14 protein-coding genes and 1 pseudogene are annotated in these 17,201 nt (G+C 63.3%); 12 read left to right on the top strand and 3 right to left on the bottom strand.

Annotated features, from left to right (window positions below; all coding sequences use genetic code 11):
* Window positions 1-106 precede the first annotated feature (106 nt).
* Genes CFR71_RS11875 through CFR71_RS11865 form a run of 3 tightly spaced genes read left to right on the top strand, consistent with a single transcriptional unit; the run spans window position 107 to window position 2,121 of the window.
* Window positions 107-1,291, top strand: coding sequence for a lytic transglycosylase domain-containing protein (locus CFR71_RS11875; protein WP_110531382.1), 1,185 nt, complete (start codon window positions 107-109; stop codon window positions 1,289-1,291).
* Window positions 1,288-1,497 (top strand): hypothetical protein, encoded by a 210-nt coding sequence (locus CFR71_RS11870; protein ID WP_110531380.1) that lies wholly within the window; start codon window positions 1,288-1,290, stop codon window positions 1,495-1,497. Before CFR71_RS11875 ends, CFR71_RS11870 begins: the two co-directional genes overlap by 4 nt.
* Complete coding sequence (locus tag CFR71_RS11865) at window positions 1,498-2,121, top strand: peroxiredoxin (protein WP_110531378.1); 624 nt, start codon at window positions 1,498-1,500, stop codon at window positions 2,119-2,121.
* A gap of 133 nt (window positions 2,122-2,254) precedes the next feature.
* Here CFR71_RS11865 and CFR71_RS11860 read toward each other — a convergent pair whose 3' ends face one another.
* On the bottom strand, window positions 2,255-3,499 hold the full coding sequence (locus tag CFR71_RS11860; RefSeq protein ID WP_110531376.1) for an ABC transporter substrate-binding protein: 1,245 nt from the start codon (window positions 3,497-3,499) through the stop codon (window positions 2,255-2,257).
* Between the two features lie 398 nt (window positions 3,500-3,897).
* On the opposite strand from CFR71_RS11860, the gene CFR71_RS11855 reads away from it, so the two are divergent.
* The 3 genes from CFR71_RS11855 (at window position 3,898) to CFR71_RS11845 (ending at window position 8,921) form a co-directional block, all read left to right on the top strand.
* Complete coding sequence (locus CFR71_RS11855) at window positions 3,898-5,028, top strand: lysophospholipid acyltransferase family protein (protein WP_110531374.1); 1,131 nt, start codon at window positions 3,898-3,900, stop codon at window positions 5,026-5,028.
* Between the two features lie 274 nt (window positions 5,029-5,302).
* Window positions 5,303-8,410 (top strand): EAL domain-containing protein, encoded by a 3,108-nt coding sequence (locus CFR71_RS16930; RefSeq protein WP_408891851.1) that lies wholly within the window; start codon window positions 5,303-5,305, stop codon window positions 8,408-8,410.
* Window positions 8,411-8,441: 31 nt separating this feature from the next.
* Window positions 8,442-8,921, top strand: a complete 480-nt coding sequence (locus CFR71_RS11845) for a hypothetical protein (RefSeq protein ID WP_239020392.1) — start codon at window positions 8,442-8,444, stop codon at window positions 8,919-8,921.
* A 149-nt stretch (window positions 8,922-9,070) separates the two neighbouring features.
* Here CFR71_RS11845 and CFR71_RS11840 read toward each other — a convergent pair whose 3' ends face one another.
* Window positions 9,071-10,429: a chloride channel protein gene (locus CFR71_RS11840; protein ID WP_239020391.1), complete on the bottom strand. Its 1,359-nt coding sequence runs from the start codon at window positions 10,427-10,429 to the stop codon at window positions 9,071-9,073.
* Between the two features lie 334 nt (window positions 10,430-10,763).
* Here CFR71_RS11840 and CFR71_RS11835 point away from each other — a divergent pair, with 334 nt between their 5' ends.
* The 3 genes from CFR71_RS11835 (at window position 10,764) to CFR71_RS11825 (ending at window position 14,029) form a co-directional block, all read left to right on the top strand.
* A complete protein-coding gene (locus CFR71_RS11835; RefSeq protein ID WP_110531372.1) occupies window positions 10,764-11,102 on the top strand; it encodes a P-II family nitrogen regulator in 339 nt (112 codons plus the stop codon).
* Between the two features lie 59 nt (window positions 11,103-11,161).
* On the top strand, window positions 11,162-12,484 hold the full coding sequence (locus tag CFR71_RS11830) for an ammonium transporter (protein WP_275401687.1): 1,323 nt from the start codon (window positions 11,162-11,164) through the stop codon (window positions 12,482-12,484).
* Between the two features lie 267 nt (window positions 12,485-12,751).
* On the top strand, window positions 12,752-14,029 hold the full coding sequence (locus tag CFR71_RS11825; protein WP_408889680.1) for an outer membrane beta-barrel protein: 1,278 nt from the start codon (window positions 12,752-12,754) through the stop codon (window positions 14,027-14,029).
* Here CFR71_RS11825 and CFR71_RS16210 read toward each other — a convergent pair.
* Complete coding sequence (locus CFR71_RS16210; protein WP_133251145.1) at window positions 14,016-14,282, bottom strand: hypothetical protein; 267 nt, start codon at window positions 14,280-14,282, stop codon at window positions 14,016-14,018. The two genes, CFR71_RS11825 and CFR71_RS16210, sit on opposite strands and share 14 nt — an antisense overlap.
* 260 nt (window positions 14,283-14,542) lie before the next feature.
* Here CFR71_RS16210 and CFR71_RS11820 point away from each other — a divergent pair, with 260 nt between their 5' ends.
* The 3 genes and pseudogenes from CFR71_RS11820 to CFR71_RS17250 form a co-directional block, all read left to right on the top strand.
* Complete coding sequence (locus CFR71_RS11820; protein ID WP_165832100.1) at window positions 14,543-15,055, top strand: M23 family metallopeptidase; 513 nt, start codon at window positions 14,543-14,545, stop codon at window positions 15,053-15,055.
* Between the two features lie 739 nt (window positions 15,056-15,794).
* Window positions 15,795-16,718 (top strand): FkbM family methyltransferase, encoded by a 924-nt coding sequence (locus CFR71_RS11810; protein WP_110531366.1) that lies wholly within the window; start codon window positions 15,795-15,797, stop codon window positions 16,716-16,718.
* A gap of 268 nt (window positions 16,719-16,986) precedes the next feature.
* Window positions 16,987-17,097 (top strand): annotated as a pseudogene (locus CFR71_RS17250) (IS5-like element ISMex42 family transposase); the annotation flags it as partial.
* Between the last annotated feature and the right edge of the window lie 104 nt (window positions 17,098-17,201).

Genomic DNA, 17,201 nt, shown 5'->3' with positions numbered 1-17,201 from the left:
GCATCGGTCGCGCCGCGTGTTGTACAGTGCGCGCCACCGCCATTTCGATGCGATGGTGGCCTGCGTCCGGGCAGTCCGGACCATCGCAACAGGATCATCGCGGCCCATGTCATCTTCGCTTCTGGCGGAACTTCCTGTCTGGCTACGTTCTTTGTGGCCATGTTCTTTCCGGTCGCGTTGGCGGAAATGGCATCCTTCCCCGGCACGGGGGCACGCGCGGCGCGGATCGGCCGCGCGCTGGCTTTCGCTGGGGCTTGCCGCCGCGCTGGCCGCCTGCGCCGGGCAGCCCCGGACACACGACATGTCCGAAGCCCAGATGATGCAGGAAGCCGACAGCTATCGCGCCCGCGCGCGCCAGAACTATACCCCGCCCGGCCCGCCGGAGGATCCGTGGGGTCCCTACATCACCGAGGCGGGAAAGCGTTTCGACGTGCCCGAACTGTGGATCCGCGCCGTCATGCAGCGCGAGTCGGGCGGACAGCTTTTCCATAACGGGCAGTTCGTGACGTCGCAGCCCGGCGCGATGGGGCTGATGCAGCTCATGCCGCCGACCTATGACGAAATGCGCAACCGCTACGACCTTGGCCCCGATGCGTACGAGCCGCATGACAACATCATCGCCGGCACCGCCTACCTGCGGGAGATGTACGATATCTATGGCTCCCCCGGGTTCCTTGCGGCGTACAACAGCGGGCCGGGGCGACTGGACGATTTCCTTGACCGCAGCCACACCCTCCCGCGGGAGACGCGCGAATACGTGGCCTTCATCGGCCCGCGCATCGCCGGCGTGTCGCCCGTCAACCGTTCGCAGGCCGACCTGATGATCGAGGCCCGGGCACAGGCGCGCGCGCAGGCCCGGGCACAGGGACGCACCCTTGCATCCGGGCGGCGCGGGCGGCAGGTGATCGGCGCGGACCAGCCGCTGCAGGTGGCCGAGGCCCCTTCGGCCGAAAGTGCCGCCGTCCGCGCGGCGTGGAGCGCGCGTGAAAAGGCGGGGCAGCTGCCGATGTCGCCGGCCGGGGCGCATCCCGTCATTGTGATGGATACCGCAAGCTGGGCGGTGCAGGTCGGGGCATACGGATCGCGCGGACAGGCGTTGCAGGCACTGGCGCATGCCCGCAGCAGCGCCGCCCTGCACAGCGCGCGCGAACAGGTGGAGGCCGTGACGGCGGGCCGCAGCCACGTCTATCGCGCGCGGCTGACGGGGCTGTCGCATGCCACCGCGCTGCAGGCGTGCCGCCGCCTTGGCAGCAGGGACTGCCGGGTCATGGGGCCGATGTCGACCTCATGACATGGCGACGCGCCCCGCTGGCGACGCGCCGGCCCATGGTACGGCGCATGGTCCGGCGCATGGTCATGACGGGCGGCGGCGCGCGGCATGCCGGGACATGGCATCCCGCGCCCCCATGCGACGTCGCGTGCGACGCCCCGTGCGGTGCCGCGATGCGACGGGCGCGACAGGATGGCCGCAATACGATGCATGACGGGATGAAGTGAATGAAATATTTCTACAGGCGTCCACGATGGTCATGGATGGGCATATTCGTGCCCCTGCTGGGGGTGCTGTCCTTTGCCGGGGTCGTGGCGTGGTCCAGCGCGCGCGCCGCCCTGCCGATCGGCAGCACCGCCCCGATGTTCGTGGCGCAGGCCAGCCTGGCGGGAAAGGAATTCAGCTTCCGCCTGGCCGATGCGCTGCGCAAGGGACCGGTGGTGGTCTATTTCTATCCCGCCGCCTTCACGCGCGGCTGCACCATAGAGGCCCATGACTTTGCCGAGGCGATGGACAGCTATCACCAGCTGGGCGCCAGCGTGATCGGGGTGTCGATGGACGACATCGCCACGCTGGACCGTTTTTCCGTCAGCGAGTGCCATGGCAAATTCCCCGTCGCGTCCGATCCGGGGGGCAAGATCGCGCAATCCTATGATTCGCGCATGCCGGTGGTCCATTACGCCAGCCGCACGTCCTATGTCATCGCGCCGGACGGCAGGATCATCTTCGCCTACAGCGCCCTGTCGCCCGATGAACATGTCCGCCGCACCCTTGACGCCATCCGGGGATGGCGCGCGGAACAGGCGGGCGCCACGAAGGCCGCCATCCAGGGCACGCAGCCCGCGCCCTGATCCGGTGTTCCGGACGGCTGTTTCGGAACGCTAAAGGTTTGTGGGTATCGCCTTGTTATCCGGAAGGGCGGCGTTCTTCGAAGCTTTTTGCAAAAAAGCTTCACCAAAAACCTTTGTGGATTCAGGCTGCTGTTCAGGGGGCCTGTATCACGCTGTCCCACAGGGACTTCAGCCTGTCGCGCATGTCGGGTGAAAGCTGCGGCAGCAGGCGCGTCGCCGCGATCTGCGCGGGCTGTTCATCCCAGTGCAGGGCGGCCCTGATTTCGGGTGACAGCGGCGTCTGCATGTTCGCGGGCATGCCCCAGTAACATGACGAGGTCGCCAGATGCGCCTGCGCCTGTGGCGTGCGCAGGTATCTGGCAAAGCGCAGCGCCATGTCCTTGCGCTGCGAGGCGGAAAGGATGGAAATCGCCTGCTGCCAGCGCAGCGCGCCCTGACGCGGGATCAGGTAGGTCAGCGTCGGATGCGCCGCAAGCTGGGGCGCGGGCGCGGACGCGGGGGTCGATGGCGTGGCGGCATTGCCGGCGGGCGTTGCGGGCGAATGCGCGCCGGGCGGCGGCGGGGGGCCGTCATCCGCGTCGTCATCGCTGTCCTGTGGCGTGGCGGGGGCGGGTTCGCCCTTCTGCACCATGCCGTCATTGCCGATGCCCGCAGTGGTCCACGCGCCGCCGCCGACGACAATGTCCACCTGCCCGTCGGCCAGCGCCTGCTGCGTCGTGGCCATGTCGCCCACCACCGACGCATTCGCCTTCAGCGCCACCAGCCTGTCATGCAGGGCGGGCAGGTCGGCCTCATCCAGCTGCGACGGGTCCTTGCCCAGCGACAGCGCGACATAGGAAATGCCCGGCAGGTAGGAATCATAGATCGCAAGGCGGCCCTGGTACTGCGGTTTCCAGATTTCGTTGATGTCCGACAGCGCCTGCGCGGACACCCGCGCCTGGTCGAAGGCCAGCGCGAAATACCCGAATTTCTCCGGCACGGCGTACAGGACATTGTCATACGACCCCGCCCGCGGGTCGGCCACGGCGGCGGGAATGCCGGTGGTGGGGAAATCCGATGCGTTCAGGGGCGCCAGCATGCCGCTGCGCGCCATGGGCATCAGGACGGTTTCGTCGGTGACCACCAGGTCCCAGTCGCCCGGCTGGGCCTGCTGGATGATGGACATGACGGAATCCACCGTGTCGATGTCGCGGAAATGCACCTGCACCGCGTTGTCGCGCTCGAACGGGCGCAGCAGTTCGGGATCCTCGTGATCGCAGCTGGTCAGGATGTTCAGGACGTCGTCGCGGGCGTGGGCGGCGGGGCAGGCGAGGGGTGTCGTGGCAAGCAGAACAGCCGTGGCGGCGGATAACAGGCCGTGACCGGACCATCCGGACATCAGGGGCACTCCTGGGAAGAAGGAAGGGATGAAGGCGGACAGGCGGCCCCGTGGCATGCCGGGCCTGTCGCGGCGAGGGGTGCGGGCTGCGACGGTCGATCGCGAAATGGTGTCCTTCATACCTGATAATGCCGCGCGGACACGATGCGACAAAAAAATATTTTATGTAACCGGACGCGGGGGACCTTTATCGTTACGTAACGTGTCATCCCCGCCCGTATTGCGGATCGCGGCTTTCGCGGGGGCGGGGCACGTACTTGACGCGCCCGGAGGTGGCGGCTACGTCCGGAAAGGGCCGCCGCGCACCCATGGCGCGGTATCTGACAGCGCGTGTCGGTCCTGCCACGTGATCGCGACGCCTGTCGGCGCGGTCTGTCCCACCTGTCTATGGATAGGGCATGATTGCCGATTTCATTCAGCGCCGCATCCTGCGACGTCGCGATACCTCCCCCCTCCCAAAGCCGCAGCCTTCCCCGCAGCAGTCCGAACCGCGCGTGACGCGGCAGCGCCGCTCGCTCGCGCCCGTGACGGCGCGCGACATCGCCGATATCGCGGCCCTGCGGGTGCTGCCGTCGGGACCGTGGCGCGAACGGCTGCGGACCGCGCGCGGGATCGGGCGACTGGCGGCCATCACGGTGTGGGTGCCGCTGTCGGTCGGGTTCGAGGCGGTGCTGCTGCTGGTGCCGGGGACGGCGAAAATCCGCTGGACGCGCTTTGTCTGGGGCGGGCTGTGCTTCCTGCTGTCGATGAAAATCCGCGTCATCGGGCGCAGGGCCGGTTCGGTCGGCGGCGCGCGGGCGCGGGCGCGCGGCGAACGGCCGGTGATTTATGTCTCCAACCATTCCTCGTGGCTGGACGTGCCGGTGCTGGGCACCGTGCTGCCTTCGAATTTCGTGGCGAAGGGCGATATCGAGAAATGGCCCATCATGGGGCTGGTGTCGCGCATCGGGCGCACCATCTTCGTCAGCCGCCAGCGCAGCACGACCGGCCGCGAACGTGACGAGATGATGGACCGGCTGATCGGGGGCGACAACCTTGTCCTGTTCCCCGAGGGCACGTCGTCCGACGGGTCGCGGGTGCTGCCGTTCATGTCGGCCTTCTTCGCCATTGCAAAGCTGCCCCGCGTGCCGCGCGGGCGTGAAAACACGCCCGAGGCACAGGCCATGCGCCAGCATCCGCCGGGCATGACGCCGCTGATCCAGCCCGTGTCGGTGGTGTACGACCGGCTGGAGGGCCTGCCGGTCAATCGCGCCCGCCGCCCGGTTTTCGCATGGTATGGCGACATGGAACTGGGCCCGCACGTGTGGCAGCTGGTGAAATGGCGCTCCATGCGCGCCAGCGTCATGCTGCATCCCGCGCTGGACCCCGATGATTTCCCCAGCCGCAAGGCGCTGGCGCAGGCCGCGTGGCGCGCCGTGTCGCAGGGGGCCGCCGAATTGCGCCAGAACGCGGAGCAGGATGCCGCGGAATGCGAATACGCCTGCCGGCCGCTGGGCGGGCTGCTGCCGCAGGACCTTCGCGGGCCCTGATGCATCAGATGCATGCCGCGTACCATAAAAATGGGCGGCGGCGATATTGTAAACACCGTTAACATTGAGGCATATCATGGCCCGTCATCGCGGTTGCGGTTATCCCTGAGACAGGATACGGACCCGTGCATGCGTCACGCGTGGCGGGAAATGTTGATCCATAAGACAGTCGGTGGGCTGAATGGGGCGTGGAATGTTTCCCGTCCCGACCGTGCGAGATGATGTGAAACCTGAAACGTGCGGGACATTCCGCACGGGCGATCTGGAGAGCGTGGTGAGTCAGCCCAATATCAAGGCCGAGATCCTGTTGCCTGCCATGGAACAGGCGATCGACCCCATCGTCATCATCGATGAGCACAACGACGTCGTTTTCTTCAACCCGGCGGCCGAGCGCATGTGGGGCCTGTCCCGTGACAAGGTGGTTGGACGGAATGTCAGCTGCCTTGTCCCTGTCGAGGTCCGCAATGACCATGACGGGTTCATCGACCATAACCGCAGGACCGGGATCAACAAGATCGTCGGCACCTCGCGCGAGGTGGAGTTCACCCGCGCGGATGGCCAGTACGTGTGCGGGGAACTGTCGATTTCCAAGGTCCGGCTGCCGGGCACGGACAAGATTTACTATATCGCGGTGATGAAGGACGCGACGGAGGAAAGCCAGAGGCGCAAGATCCTCATCCTCCAGAACGACGTGCTCCAGGCGCTGGCCAGCGACCTGCTGATCCAGGACGTGGCCGACCTGCTGTGCCGCCGGGTGGACAGCTTCGTCCCCAATTCCGTCGCCTGCCTGATCCTGGTCGATGCCGACAGCCGCCTGCAGATCCTGTCCGCCCCCGGCCTGCCCAAGCGGTATTTCAATGCGATCGACGGGCTGAAGCTGGCGCCCGCCGACCTGGAGCGGCTGAAGCGCGATCCCGCCTACAGCAACCAGCTGCTGTGGCGCAATTACCAGTCGATCGCGATGTCGCTGGGCCTGGAACACTGCCGTTCCGCCCCGATCCGCACGCACGACAACCAGGTTTCGGGCCTGTTCGCGCTGTATTCGCGCGACCCCCACGCCCCGCAGGAATGGCCCGAACGCATTGTCGAGGCCTGCATTCCGTTCTGCGCGCTGGCGGTGGAACAGAACATGACGCGGCAGCACATCTCACAGCTGTCGAACTTCGACTCCCTGACCGGGCTGCTCAACCGCGCCTCGCTGCACAAGGTCATCGACGCGCTGATCATGCGCGAGGGCGACAACCATTTCTACCTGTTCATGCTGGACATCGACCGCTTCCGCGACATCAACGACGCGCTGGGCCATGTCTATGCCGATGAATTCCTGGTGGAAATCGGGCAGCGCATCCGCGAACTGGTGCAGGACGACTATATCATCAGCCGTTCGGGCGGGGACGAATACATCGTCATCGTGCCCGACTGCACCCATGCCAAGGCGGTCAAGTTCGCCGAACTGCTGATCAACACGATCGCCAAGCCGATGCAGGTGGGTGAAAACACCCTCAGCATCTCATGCAGCGTGGGCATCAGCTGCTTCCCCGACAACGGTCCCGACAGCGAATCCCTGCTCAGCAACGCGGATGCCGCCATGCGCCAGGCCAAGGCGGACGGGCGCAGGGTCTACCGCTTTGCCGGGCAGGGCAAGAACCAGGTGGCGCAGGACCGGCTGGTGCTGGGTTCCGCGCTGCGCGATTCGCTGGCGAAGGGGATGCTCAACCTGCATTACCAGCCGCAGGTCGAGGCGGCGAGCGGCGGGCTGTACGGGGTGGAGGCGCTGTCGCGCTGGCACCATCCGCACCTGGGCAACATCTCCCCCTCGCGCTTTATCGCGGTGGCGGAGGAAACCGGGCAGATCGAGGCCATCGGCCGCTGGTCCCTGCAGGAGGCCTGCCGCCAGATGCGCGCGTGGGACGATGACGGCGTGCATGTGCCCACCGTGGCGGTGAACCTGTCGGCGGTGCATTTCCGCAACCGCGCCCTGCCGCAGTACATTTCCGGCCTGCTCAAGCAGTACAAGCTGACGCCGGAACGCCTGACGGTGGAAATCACCGAACTGATGAAGACGAAGGAACGGCTGTCGGAAATGGCGGAGACCGACACGCTGACGGCGCTGCTCAACCGCGGGGGGTTCAACACCGCGCTGACCGCCGCCCTTGGCCTGTCAAGCAAGGAACCGCCGCAGTCGCGCGCGCTGGTGATGTTCGACCTTGACGGGTTCAAGCAGATCAATGATATCCACGGCCACCATGCCGGCGACATCGTGCTGCGTGTCGTGGCGTCGCGGCTGGTGGAGCTGACGGATCCCGACGACCCGATCAGCCGCCTTGGCGGGGACGAGTTCGCCATCGTCCTGAACAAGACGCTGCGCAGCATGCCGCTGGAAAAATACATGGACCGGCTTCAGGCGGCGCTGGAACGGCCCATCGATATCGAGACGGTGACCGTCAGCATCGCCGGCAGCATCGGCGCGGTGTTCCTCGACGCGCGCGAAAGCGTCGAGGACATGCAGAAAAACGCCGACATGGCGCTGTACGCGGCCAAGCGCGCGGGCGGCAAGCAGGCGCAGATGTTCACCGACGCCCTGCGCCAGCGTGCGAAGGTGCGCAGCCAGATCCTGATCGAGGCGCGCAGCGGCGTGAAGGACGGGCAGTTCGAGGTCTATTACCAGCCGATCCTGAACTGCCACACCAGCCAGCTGGACCAGATCGAGGCCCTGCTGCGCTGGCACCATCCCGAACGCGGCCTGCTGGCGGCGGAGGATTTTGCCGACGTCTTTACCGATTCCACCCTGACGCAGGCGATGGGGCCGTCGATGATCGCCTCGTTCCAGCGCGACATCGCGCTGTGGGAACGCACGGGCCAGCCGCCGCGCCAGCTTGCGATCAACATGTCGCGCATGGATCTGGGCCGCACGGAATATCGCGTGGAACTGGAACGTTCGCTGCGTGAATTCGGCCTGTCGCCGTCCGATTTCGTGCTGGAGGTGACCGAGCAGATGCTGCAGGGCCGCCGGGCGGGGCGCAGCATGCGCAACATCCGCGAACTGAGCGAGGCGGGTTTCCAGATCGCGATGGACAATTTCGGCAAGGGCGAGACGACGCTGCGCCACCTGCATGACCTGCCGTTCAACCAGCTCAAGATCGACCAGTCGCTGGTGGCCGGCATCGTGGACAACCCGGGCGAATGCGAGGTGCTTGCCAGCCTTGTCAGCCTGGGGCAGGTCTACGGGCTGGAGGTCACGGTCGAAGGGGTGGAGACGCGCGCGCAGTTCGACCTGGTCCTGGCGATGAAGCCCGACCGGGTGCAGGGGTTCTTCATTTCCCCCGCGCTGTCCTCCTCCGCGCTGACCAAGCTGCCGCCGCGCTTTGAAATCGCGGCCTGAGCGCGACATGCACAGGCCTGATGAAACCCCTGTGACGGGTACGCCTGGGACGGGTAAGCTTGGGACGGTGCGGCTCGACGGTGCCGCGCCGCGCATCGATGTGGCGGAACTGGCCAATACCCGGCGCATCATGCATGTCCGCCACGATGGCGAAGACGTGGTGATGCCCGCCTTTGTCCCGACGCCCGCATGGGCGCGGCTGCTGGAACGGTACTGCACGGGCGACGGCCCGGTGGATGGCGCGGGCGGGCGCCTGTCGCCCACGCGCGTGATGCAGGGGCTGGACCGCGCGATCGGGCGGCTGATGGAGGTCGCGGCGGGGGATGACGCCCGCGCGGGCCGGCCGCTGGCGGCGGGATATGTCGTGGAATCCGACCTGTTCGACCCTGCGGGCGGGCCGGTGGAACTGCGGGTCGTGGTGGATCGCGATACCGGCGTGGCCTGCGTGGTCGCGGGCGTGGCGTCCGATATCGCGGCGCTGGACCTGCCGCCGCTGCCTTCGGGTTCGTAAGCGGATTTCGAAACGGAATTCATTAATGGAACAGAAGTTTCTGGGTGCCGCCTTTTTTTAAAAAGGCGGCGTTCTTCGAAGCTTTTTGCAAAAAGCTTCACCAAAAATCTTTTGGACTTTTACCCCGGGACAGGGGGGAATGCCCGCGTTCATGAGCGGGCGGATACGCTGCCCGGTGCGCTGGGATGGGCCAGTGGCGCGGGCAGGCGGGTCAGGCGCGCGCATGTCCGGCCGGTCGCCACCGCCAGCGCCATGGCAAGGCACATCGGAAACCACATGTCGTGGCCGACGCGCGTGAACTCGATCCCCAGCGCCAGCGCCGTCATGGGCATGGACATGAATGTTCCCAGAAACGCCACCCCGCCCACCAGCGCCGCCGCGTCCGCGTGCACGGGAAACAGGACCGCGTTCCACCCCGCCGCCAGCATGGTGGACAGCAGCGCGCCCATCGTCAGGCTTGGCGTCAGCAGGCCGCCCGCCGCCCCCGCGCGCAGCGCCCCCATGATGACAAGGATCTTCAGCCCCAGCAGCTCCGCCGCCAGCGCCACGCCGACACTGCCCGCCACCGCCAGCTGCATCGGGCCGCGCCCGTTGCCCGGCAGTTGCGGAAACATGCACGCCAGCACGCCAAGGCCGGTAAAGACCGGGACGCACCACCAGATGCGCGCGGCCCCCGACGCCGCGCGGTTCTGTGCCGCCGTGCCCAGCGTCCTGACCAGATGGGCGCCCACCCCGATCAGCGGCCCCGCGCACACGGCCCACGCCATCAGGGCGGGGGTCAGGGCCATGGGGCCGATGTCATATTGCCGCGCATTGCCCAGCGCCCACCATGGCACCAGCGCGGCAATGCCCGACGCGGCCAGGGCGGACAGCGCGGCGCGCGGCGAAAAAGCCTTGAGCAGCACTTCAAGGATGAACAGCGTCCCGCCCAGCGGCACGTTATAGACCGCCGCCAGTCCCGCGCCCGCGCCGCACGCCACGATGATGCGCGCGTCCCCCGCCGCCAGCCCCAGCAGCCGCGCGCCGCGTGTCGCCAGCATCGCGCCCAGTTCGCGGGGCGCGACCTCCCGCCCCAGGGGGGAGCCCAGCCCGACGGTCACGATCTGCAGCATGACATGGATAAAGGTGGCGCGGGCGGGCATCACCCGTCCCGGCGCGTCGCCCCGGCCCACCGCCGCGTTGACGCTGACCAGTCGGACGCCCGTGCGCTGCAGCCGCCACCAGCCAAATCCCGCCACCAGCCCGCAGGTGAACAGGGCCGCGACCCGCCGCCACGGCGGCGCGGCCATGACGCCGTGCAGGAAGTCGTGGGGACCGCCCGCCTGCCCATAGCCATAGGCCATATGCTGCACGTCATGCAGCAGGCATGCCAGCATCATCCCGCCCAGTCCCGACATGATCCCGGTCAGGACAACGGCCAGGAACATTCGCGCGCCGGGCGTGTTGACCGGCATGGCGGTGGCGGCGGGGATGGACGGGGCGGACGGGGGCGGCGCGGATGGGGTCATGGCGGCCAATTCTATGCAGGAAGTGTCGGGTGGATGCAAAAAAAGACCTCGTGTCATCGGGGGTTAGGCCGGATGCGGCGACTGTTGCATTCATGTTGCGCGGCGTGATGGAAAAGACACTTGCCCCCCGTCAGAATCGTAATGACCGCTTGCATGGTTCTGTCTTGTCAGGAATATGGCAGGACGGCGGTTTGTTGCGGTCCACGAACAAGGTACAGGCTGTTGCAATACCCGAACCGGCTGCGCGTTCGGAATGTACCATGCCCGTCTGCGTTGCTGCCGGACACGCACCACCGACGGATCGCGGACGCAGGTTGGGGAAGGAAACACAGACATGAAGTTCGTCATTGCGGTCATCAAGCCATTCAAGCTTGATGAGGTCAGGGAGGCGCTTTCCTCGATCGGTGTCGACGCCCTGACCGCGACCGAGGTCAAGGGATACGGCCGGCAGAAGGGCCAGACCGAGATCTATCGCGGGGCGGAATACAACATTCAGTTCCTGCCGAAGATCAAGCTGGAAATCGCGGTGCCGGACGCGCTGGCCGACCGGGTGATGGAGGTCATCCAGGCGGCGGCAAGCACGGGCAAGATTGGCGATGGGAAGATTTTTGTCCTCGATCTGGAAAAGGCCATGCGGATCAGGACACAGGAAACGGGAGAAAACGCGCTGTGAGTAAGATATACGCCAGACTGTCGCGCGCCTGCGCGCCGGTGGCTGCCTTTGCCGTGGCGATGGGCGGTGCGTCCGCCCTGGCCGCCGATGCCGCGCCCGCAGCGCCCCCCGCCATCGATACCGGCGACACGGCATGGATGCTGGTCAGCACGGCGCTGGTGCTGATGATGACCATTCCCGGCCTGGGGCTGTTCTATGGCGGCATGGTCCGCAAGAAGAACGTGCTGGCGACGCTGATGCAGTCATTCGCGATCTGCTGCATCATGACGATCGTATGGATGGTCGTGGGCTACAGCCTGACCTTCACGTCGGGCAATTCGTTCATCGGCGGCCTGTCGCGCGTGATGCTCAACGGCATGGGGGCCGCGATTTCCAAGGGGTCCGACGTGGCGTTCACCATGGCGGCGGGCACGTCGGCGGCGACGACCATGACCATCCCCGAAAGCGTCTGGATGACCTTCCAGATGACGTTCGCCATCATCACCCCCGCCCTGATCGCGGGTGCCTTTGCCGAACGCATGAAGTTCAGCGCCCTGTGCGTCTTTACCATCCTGTGGTCGCTTCTGGTCTATGTGCCGGTCGCGCACTGGGTATGGGGGCCGGATGGATGGGTCGCGGCGAAGATCGGGGCCATCGATTTCGCCGGCGGCACGGTCGTGCATATCAACGCCGGTATCGCGGGCCTTGTCGCCGCGCTGGTGATCGGCCGTCGCCGTGGGTACGGCCATGACGACATGTCGCCGTACAACCTGACCTATGCCGTCATCGGGGCGTCGCTGCTGTGGGTTGGCTGGTTCGGGTTCAATGCCGGGTCCGCCGGTGGCGCGAACGGCCGCGCGGGCATGGCGATGGCGACGACCCAGATCGCGACCGCCGCCGCGGGCGTCGCATGGATGTGCGCCGAATGGGCCAAGACGGGCAAGCCGACGGTCCTGGGCATCATTTCCGGCGCGGTGGCGGGCCTGGTGGCGATCACGCCCGCCGCGGGCTTCGTCCTGCCGGGCGGTGCGCTGGTGATCGGCCTTGTGGCCGGCGTCGTGTGCTTCTGGGGTGCGACCACGCTCAAGCACATGCTGGGCTATGACGACAGCCTTGACGCCTTTGGCGTGCACGGCATCGGCGGGATCGTCGGCGCGCTGCTGACGGGTGTCTTCGCCTATGGCCCGCTGTCGGCCACCGACGCCAGCCCCGACGGCGTCAGCGGATCGTTCGCGCAGTTCCTGGCGCAGGCGGAATCCGTGGGCGTCACCATCGCATGGTGCGCGGTGCTGACCTTCGTGATCCTGAAGGTCGTGGACCTGACGATCGGCCTGCGCGTGACCCCGGACGAGGAAATGGAGGGGCTGGACATGGCGCTCCATGGGGAGCGCATCAATTCCTGAACCTGTTTTGCCATGGCGGAACAAAGGAAGGCGGGGCATGTCCCCGCCTTTTTTCATGATGTTGCATCGGTGCAATGCGGTATGTGATTTTTTTGGCACATGGCATGTGAAATGTTACGACTGGCCGAGTGTTACGGTGGGGATGCAAATCGAAATCTGGTAAACAGGATCTACGGTTCAGGACGACAGTGGGGACAGTCGATGAAAAAGACGGGGATGGGGGCGACGCTGTTGCGCGCCAGCATTGGATGTATTGCCACCCTGGCCATGGGGCTTGTGGTGGACATACATGAGGCCCATGCCCAGATTGCCGTGTTCAAGAGCATGGAAAAAAGCGATTCCGCCCTGGCGCGGTGGCTGTCGGACATCACGCTGGTGGGGCAGATCGAAGGCGGCATCATGGCCAACCCCGCCCGCCCGCAGCCCGGCTACAACTTTGGCGACTTCTTTGCCGACCATGCCAACCAGGTGCAGCTGAACCAGGCCGAATTCACCCTGCAGAAGGCGATCGACCCGTCGCGCGGCGGATACCAGTTCGGCTTCACGCTGGAGGGGATGTACGGTTCGGACGCGCGTTATTACCAGATCCTGGGCGTCAGCGCCCATGAATGGAACGCGCGTTACCAGCTGATCCCCGCGCAGGCCCATGCCGACGTTCACCTGCCATGGGCGACCAAGGGCGGGCTGGACATGCATGCGGGCATCCTGCAGGCCCCGATGGGGGTGGAGACGCTGGATCCCACGACGCGCCCGTTCTATACCATCGCCTATACTTCCGAATATTCCGTCCCGTTCCAGCATATCGGTGCGATGTTCAACTGGCATGTCACCGACATGCTGGACGTGACGTTCGGGATCGATACGGGGAACCAGACCTCCTTCGGCAGGTCGGACAACAACAACGCCCCGGCCGGGTATTTCGGGTTCAACCTGAACAACCTTGCGCATGGCAAGCTCAACATCATCGAACTCAGCCGTGTCGGGCCTGAAAACTCGCGTTATTCCTCCGCCGGGGGACGTTACGAGGCGGACCATGCCGAACGCTTCTGGAACGACATCAACGCGACCTATGCCGTCACCGACCGCCTGACCCTGACGGGGGAGTTCAACTATATCCATGACGAGGGCCTGAACGGCATCCGGCCGAACGGCAATTTCAAGGCCGCCGATGCCGAAAGCTTCGTCAGCTTCCTCAGCTACAAGATCAACAAGGTCCTGACCTTCAATTATCGCGGTGAAATCTATCGCGACAACAACAACCTGATGGTCGCGACCTTCATCGGCAACAACTCCTACATGGACGGGATTTCGGGCCGCGCCAGCCCCGGCAGCACCGTGATGCCCGGCCCGACGGGCCATGGCACCACCTATGGCGAAATGACGCTGGGCGTGACGTACAAGCCGGACCTGGGCCATCATGTCCGCGTCTTCATGCTGCGTCCCGAAATCCGTTTCGACCGTTCGCTCAATGGCACGACGCCCTTCAACGGGGGCCGCAATAACGGCATGTTCACCTTTGGCGGCGACGCGGTCATCGGGTTCTGAGGGCCAGCGCGCCACGTGGCGTGAAAAGGGATGCCCGGACGGGACGGGCATCCTTCCGGCTGGAAAAGGGCCGGGCGCAGAATGACCTGAAAATCATGAAAGGTTTTTGGTGAAGCTTTTTGCAAAAAGCTTCAGATAAAGCTGCATTTCCAGAAAAATAAGTCGCACTGAAATTGTCATTAATTTTTACAGACAACCTGTCTTCTTGCGATATCCCGTAATTTATTTGCGGAACACCGTAACGGCGCATCATGGTGCCATTTCGTTGCGATAGTTTAATATCCTGATGCGCCGTTTATCTGTCATACATCACAGGCATTGATCGCATTCATGACGATTATTTCCGACCTGTGAGGTTTTCCTTTGGCATTGCGGCATCTGATCACGACCCTCCTCCTGTTTTCGGGCATGTCCGCGGCGTCCGCCGCGCCGGTGACGTTCCCTCATTTTCCGCAGGCGCCGGGTCTTTTTACAAAGGCCGAGCTTCCGGCATCGGCGCCCGTTGAATCCGTCGTGCTCTCGCCCCTTTTCAACCAGCGGTTCGTGTGTGCGGAGCATCCTGATGGAGAACTCAGGCAACTGGGCGATGCGCTGGGGACGGATTGCCTTGTCATCGGCGGGATGATCGACAGGGAAAACGGGTTTTTCAGGCTGTTCCGGACTGACGGGAAACGGAATGAGGACTGGTACGGCTGGCATGCCGAGGTCCTGGCCCCATTCACCGGGACGGTTGTCGGGGTTTCCAATAACCCGGTTACGAATACGCCCGGATCCATGAAGCCGTCGCTGCCCAGCTTCATCGTGTTCCGGCGTGCCGACGACCTGATCGTGGCATATGCCCATGTGACGGACATCAGGGTCAGGATGGGCGACAGGGTGAGTGCGGGGCAGGTCGTGGCCCTCGACGGGAATAACGGGTTTGCCCGCGCGCCGCATGTGCATGTCGGGGCATATCGTGGGACCACGCCATTCCAGATCCGATGGGACCTGCGTGCGGAACACAGGATCTTTCCTGACCAGAATTAGGGCCTGTTAGGTCTTGGTATAATCTGCTGTAGCAGCGATGGGGATGACGCAGGGAAAGGATGCGACTGTCTTCTCGTATCGGGTTGCGACGGCCCGCCATTCCTTAAGCCTCGACCACAGGTTTTCGACTAGATGCCGATGTCTATAGGCCCATTTGGAACAGGCGACCTCACGATAGCTGTGGCGCCCCCTGTATCCTCTTTTTTGACGGCTTCGCGGCCGTCTTGTAATGGACACGGATCGTCGTGCCATCAAGAAAGACCATGCCTAAGGCCGGGTCTGTGCCTCTGACTTTTTCAAAGAGGTCCCGAGCTTCGATCAGCGAATGAACAGTTGTGTGGCACTCCACCAAAGACCAAACTGCAGGTGCAGGGCGCGTCATTTCGCACCGTTCTGATGGCGCCAGAAAAAATCGCGGAGGTCGTCCGTCGAAGGTTCTTCGGTGGAGCCTTCCCCTTTTTGAACGGATTTCCTCGATCAAAGGCTCGCAGGCAGACTATGCGGCATCGGAAAAGACAGACTTCATCATGCTCATCATAAACAGCTATGTAGTTCGTTCTGTTATCCAAGCCCTAATCGGGACACAAGGATCGAGCATATCGACAATGAAGAAGTCCCACCCAAAGGATGGTATTTTTCGTCTACTGATTACTTTTATGTACAAAGTAATTAATCTTGACAAGTATTTAATAATAATTTATAGAAAATTATCGTAAATAAATATTATGGATTTTAGGTAATGGTGTTTTTTGAGGCGTTTAATCCGAATTTCAGAGAAATAATTTCCAAAAAATCTAAAATACTGCAAAATATAAAAAAATATACGCTCCCTCTTCGTGGGGGACTTTTACATCCACGACACCTGCGCAGGTTTCCCCGTGCCATACTCGAACGCAGTATCCGGGCAAGAACTTATGGCATACCTATGAATGACACTATTCTATGCCGTGTCCTCGGCAAGTACAAAATGTTCGTCGATCCAGAAGATCGTGGGTTGTCACCACATCTCATACTTGATGGATACTGGGAAATTCATGTAACAGAAGTCATGATTGATCTAGTCAAGGATGGCATGACTGCCATTGATGTAGGGGCAAACCTTGGTTATTTCTCCATACTTCTGGCAGATCTGGTCGGTCCGGATGGCAAGGTCTTCATAGCAGAACCCAACCCGAACCTGATGTCCCTGCTTGACCAGTCCATACGAATAAATGGATATGAAAACCGTGTGGAACTGGTTTCTGATGCAATAACTGCGGAGTCAGGAAAAGAACTGACCCTGGAAATTCCCAAAAATTTCCCTCAGAACGGCACAATACACTGGGACGGGGATGACAATAGCACCTCGGTTCATGTGCGGACCAAAACACTTGACGAGGTTGTCGGGGATCGGCCTGTCGATTTCATCAAGATCGATGTCGAAGGAAGCGAACAGGCCGTATGGACGGGAATGCAGGGCATCCTTGGTCGTGGCAAACCCCTTTCGATCATTCTGGAATTCAATCCCGGCCGTTATGATGACCCAATGACTTTCCTGAACAACTTTCTGCAGTCCGGGTTTGCCCTGTCGCAGATCAAGGCTAAAGGCAGGGTGCCCGTCACCCCCGAGGCCGTAATGGAAGACCCAAGGCACATTGACCGGATGCTGGTCCTTTCCAGATAGTATTAGGGCTCTGTTAGGGCTTGGATAACAGAACGAACTACATAGCTGTTTATGATGAGCATGATGAAGTCTGTCTTTTCCGATGCCGCATAGTCTGCCTGCGAGCCTTTGATCGAGGAAATCCGTTCAAAAAGGGGAAGGCTCCACCGAAGAACCTTCGACGGACGACCTCCGCGATTTTTTCTGGCGCCATCAGAACGGTGCGAAATGACGCGCCCTGTCACCTGAGTTTGGTCCTTGGTGGAGTGCCACACAACTGTTCATTCGCTGGTCGAGGCTTAAGGAATGGCGGGCCGTCGCAACCCGATACGAGAAGACAGTCGCATCTTTCCCCTCCGTCATCCCCATCGTTGCTACAGCAGATTATGCCAAGACCTAACAGGCCCTAGCAGCCTGTCGGGTTGGGGTACCCTGTGAAGGGGTAAGGCTGTAGAGTGTCGCGATGAGCCGCTTCATCCCGTTTGACCGATCCCAGCCGTATCT

This window comes from Novacetimonas pomaceti, from assembly GCF_003207955.1.
GTDB lineage: Bacteria > Pseudomonadota > Alphaproteobacteria > Acetobacterales > Acetobacteraceae > Novacetimonas > Novacetimonas pomaceti.
This window is presented reverse-complemented; position numbering and strand designations above follow the sequence as displayed.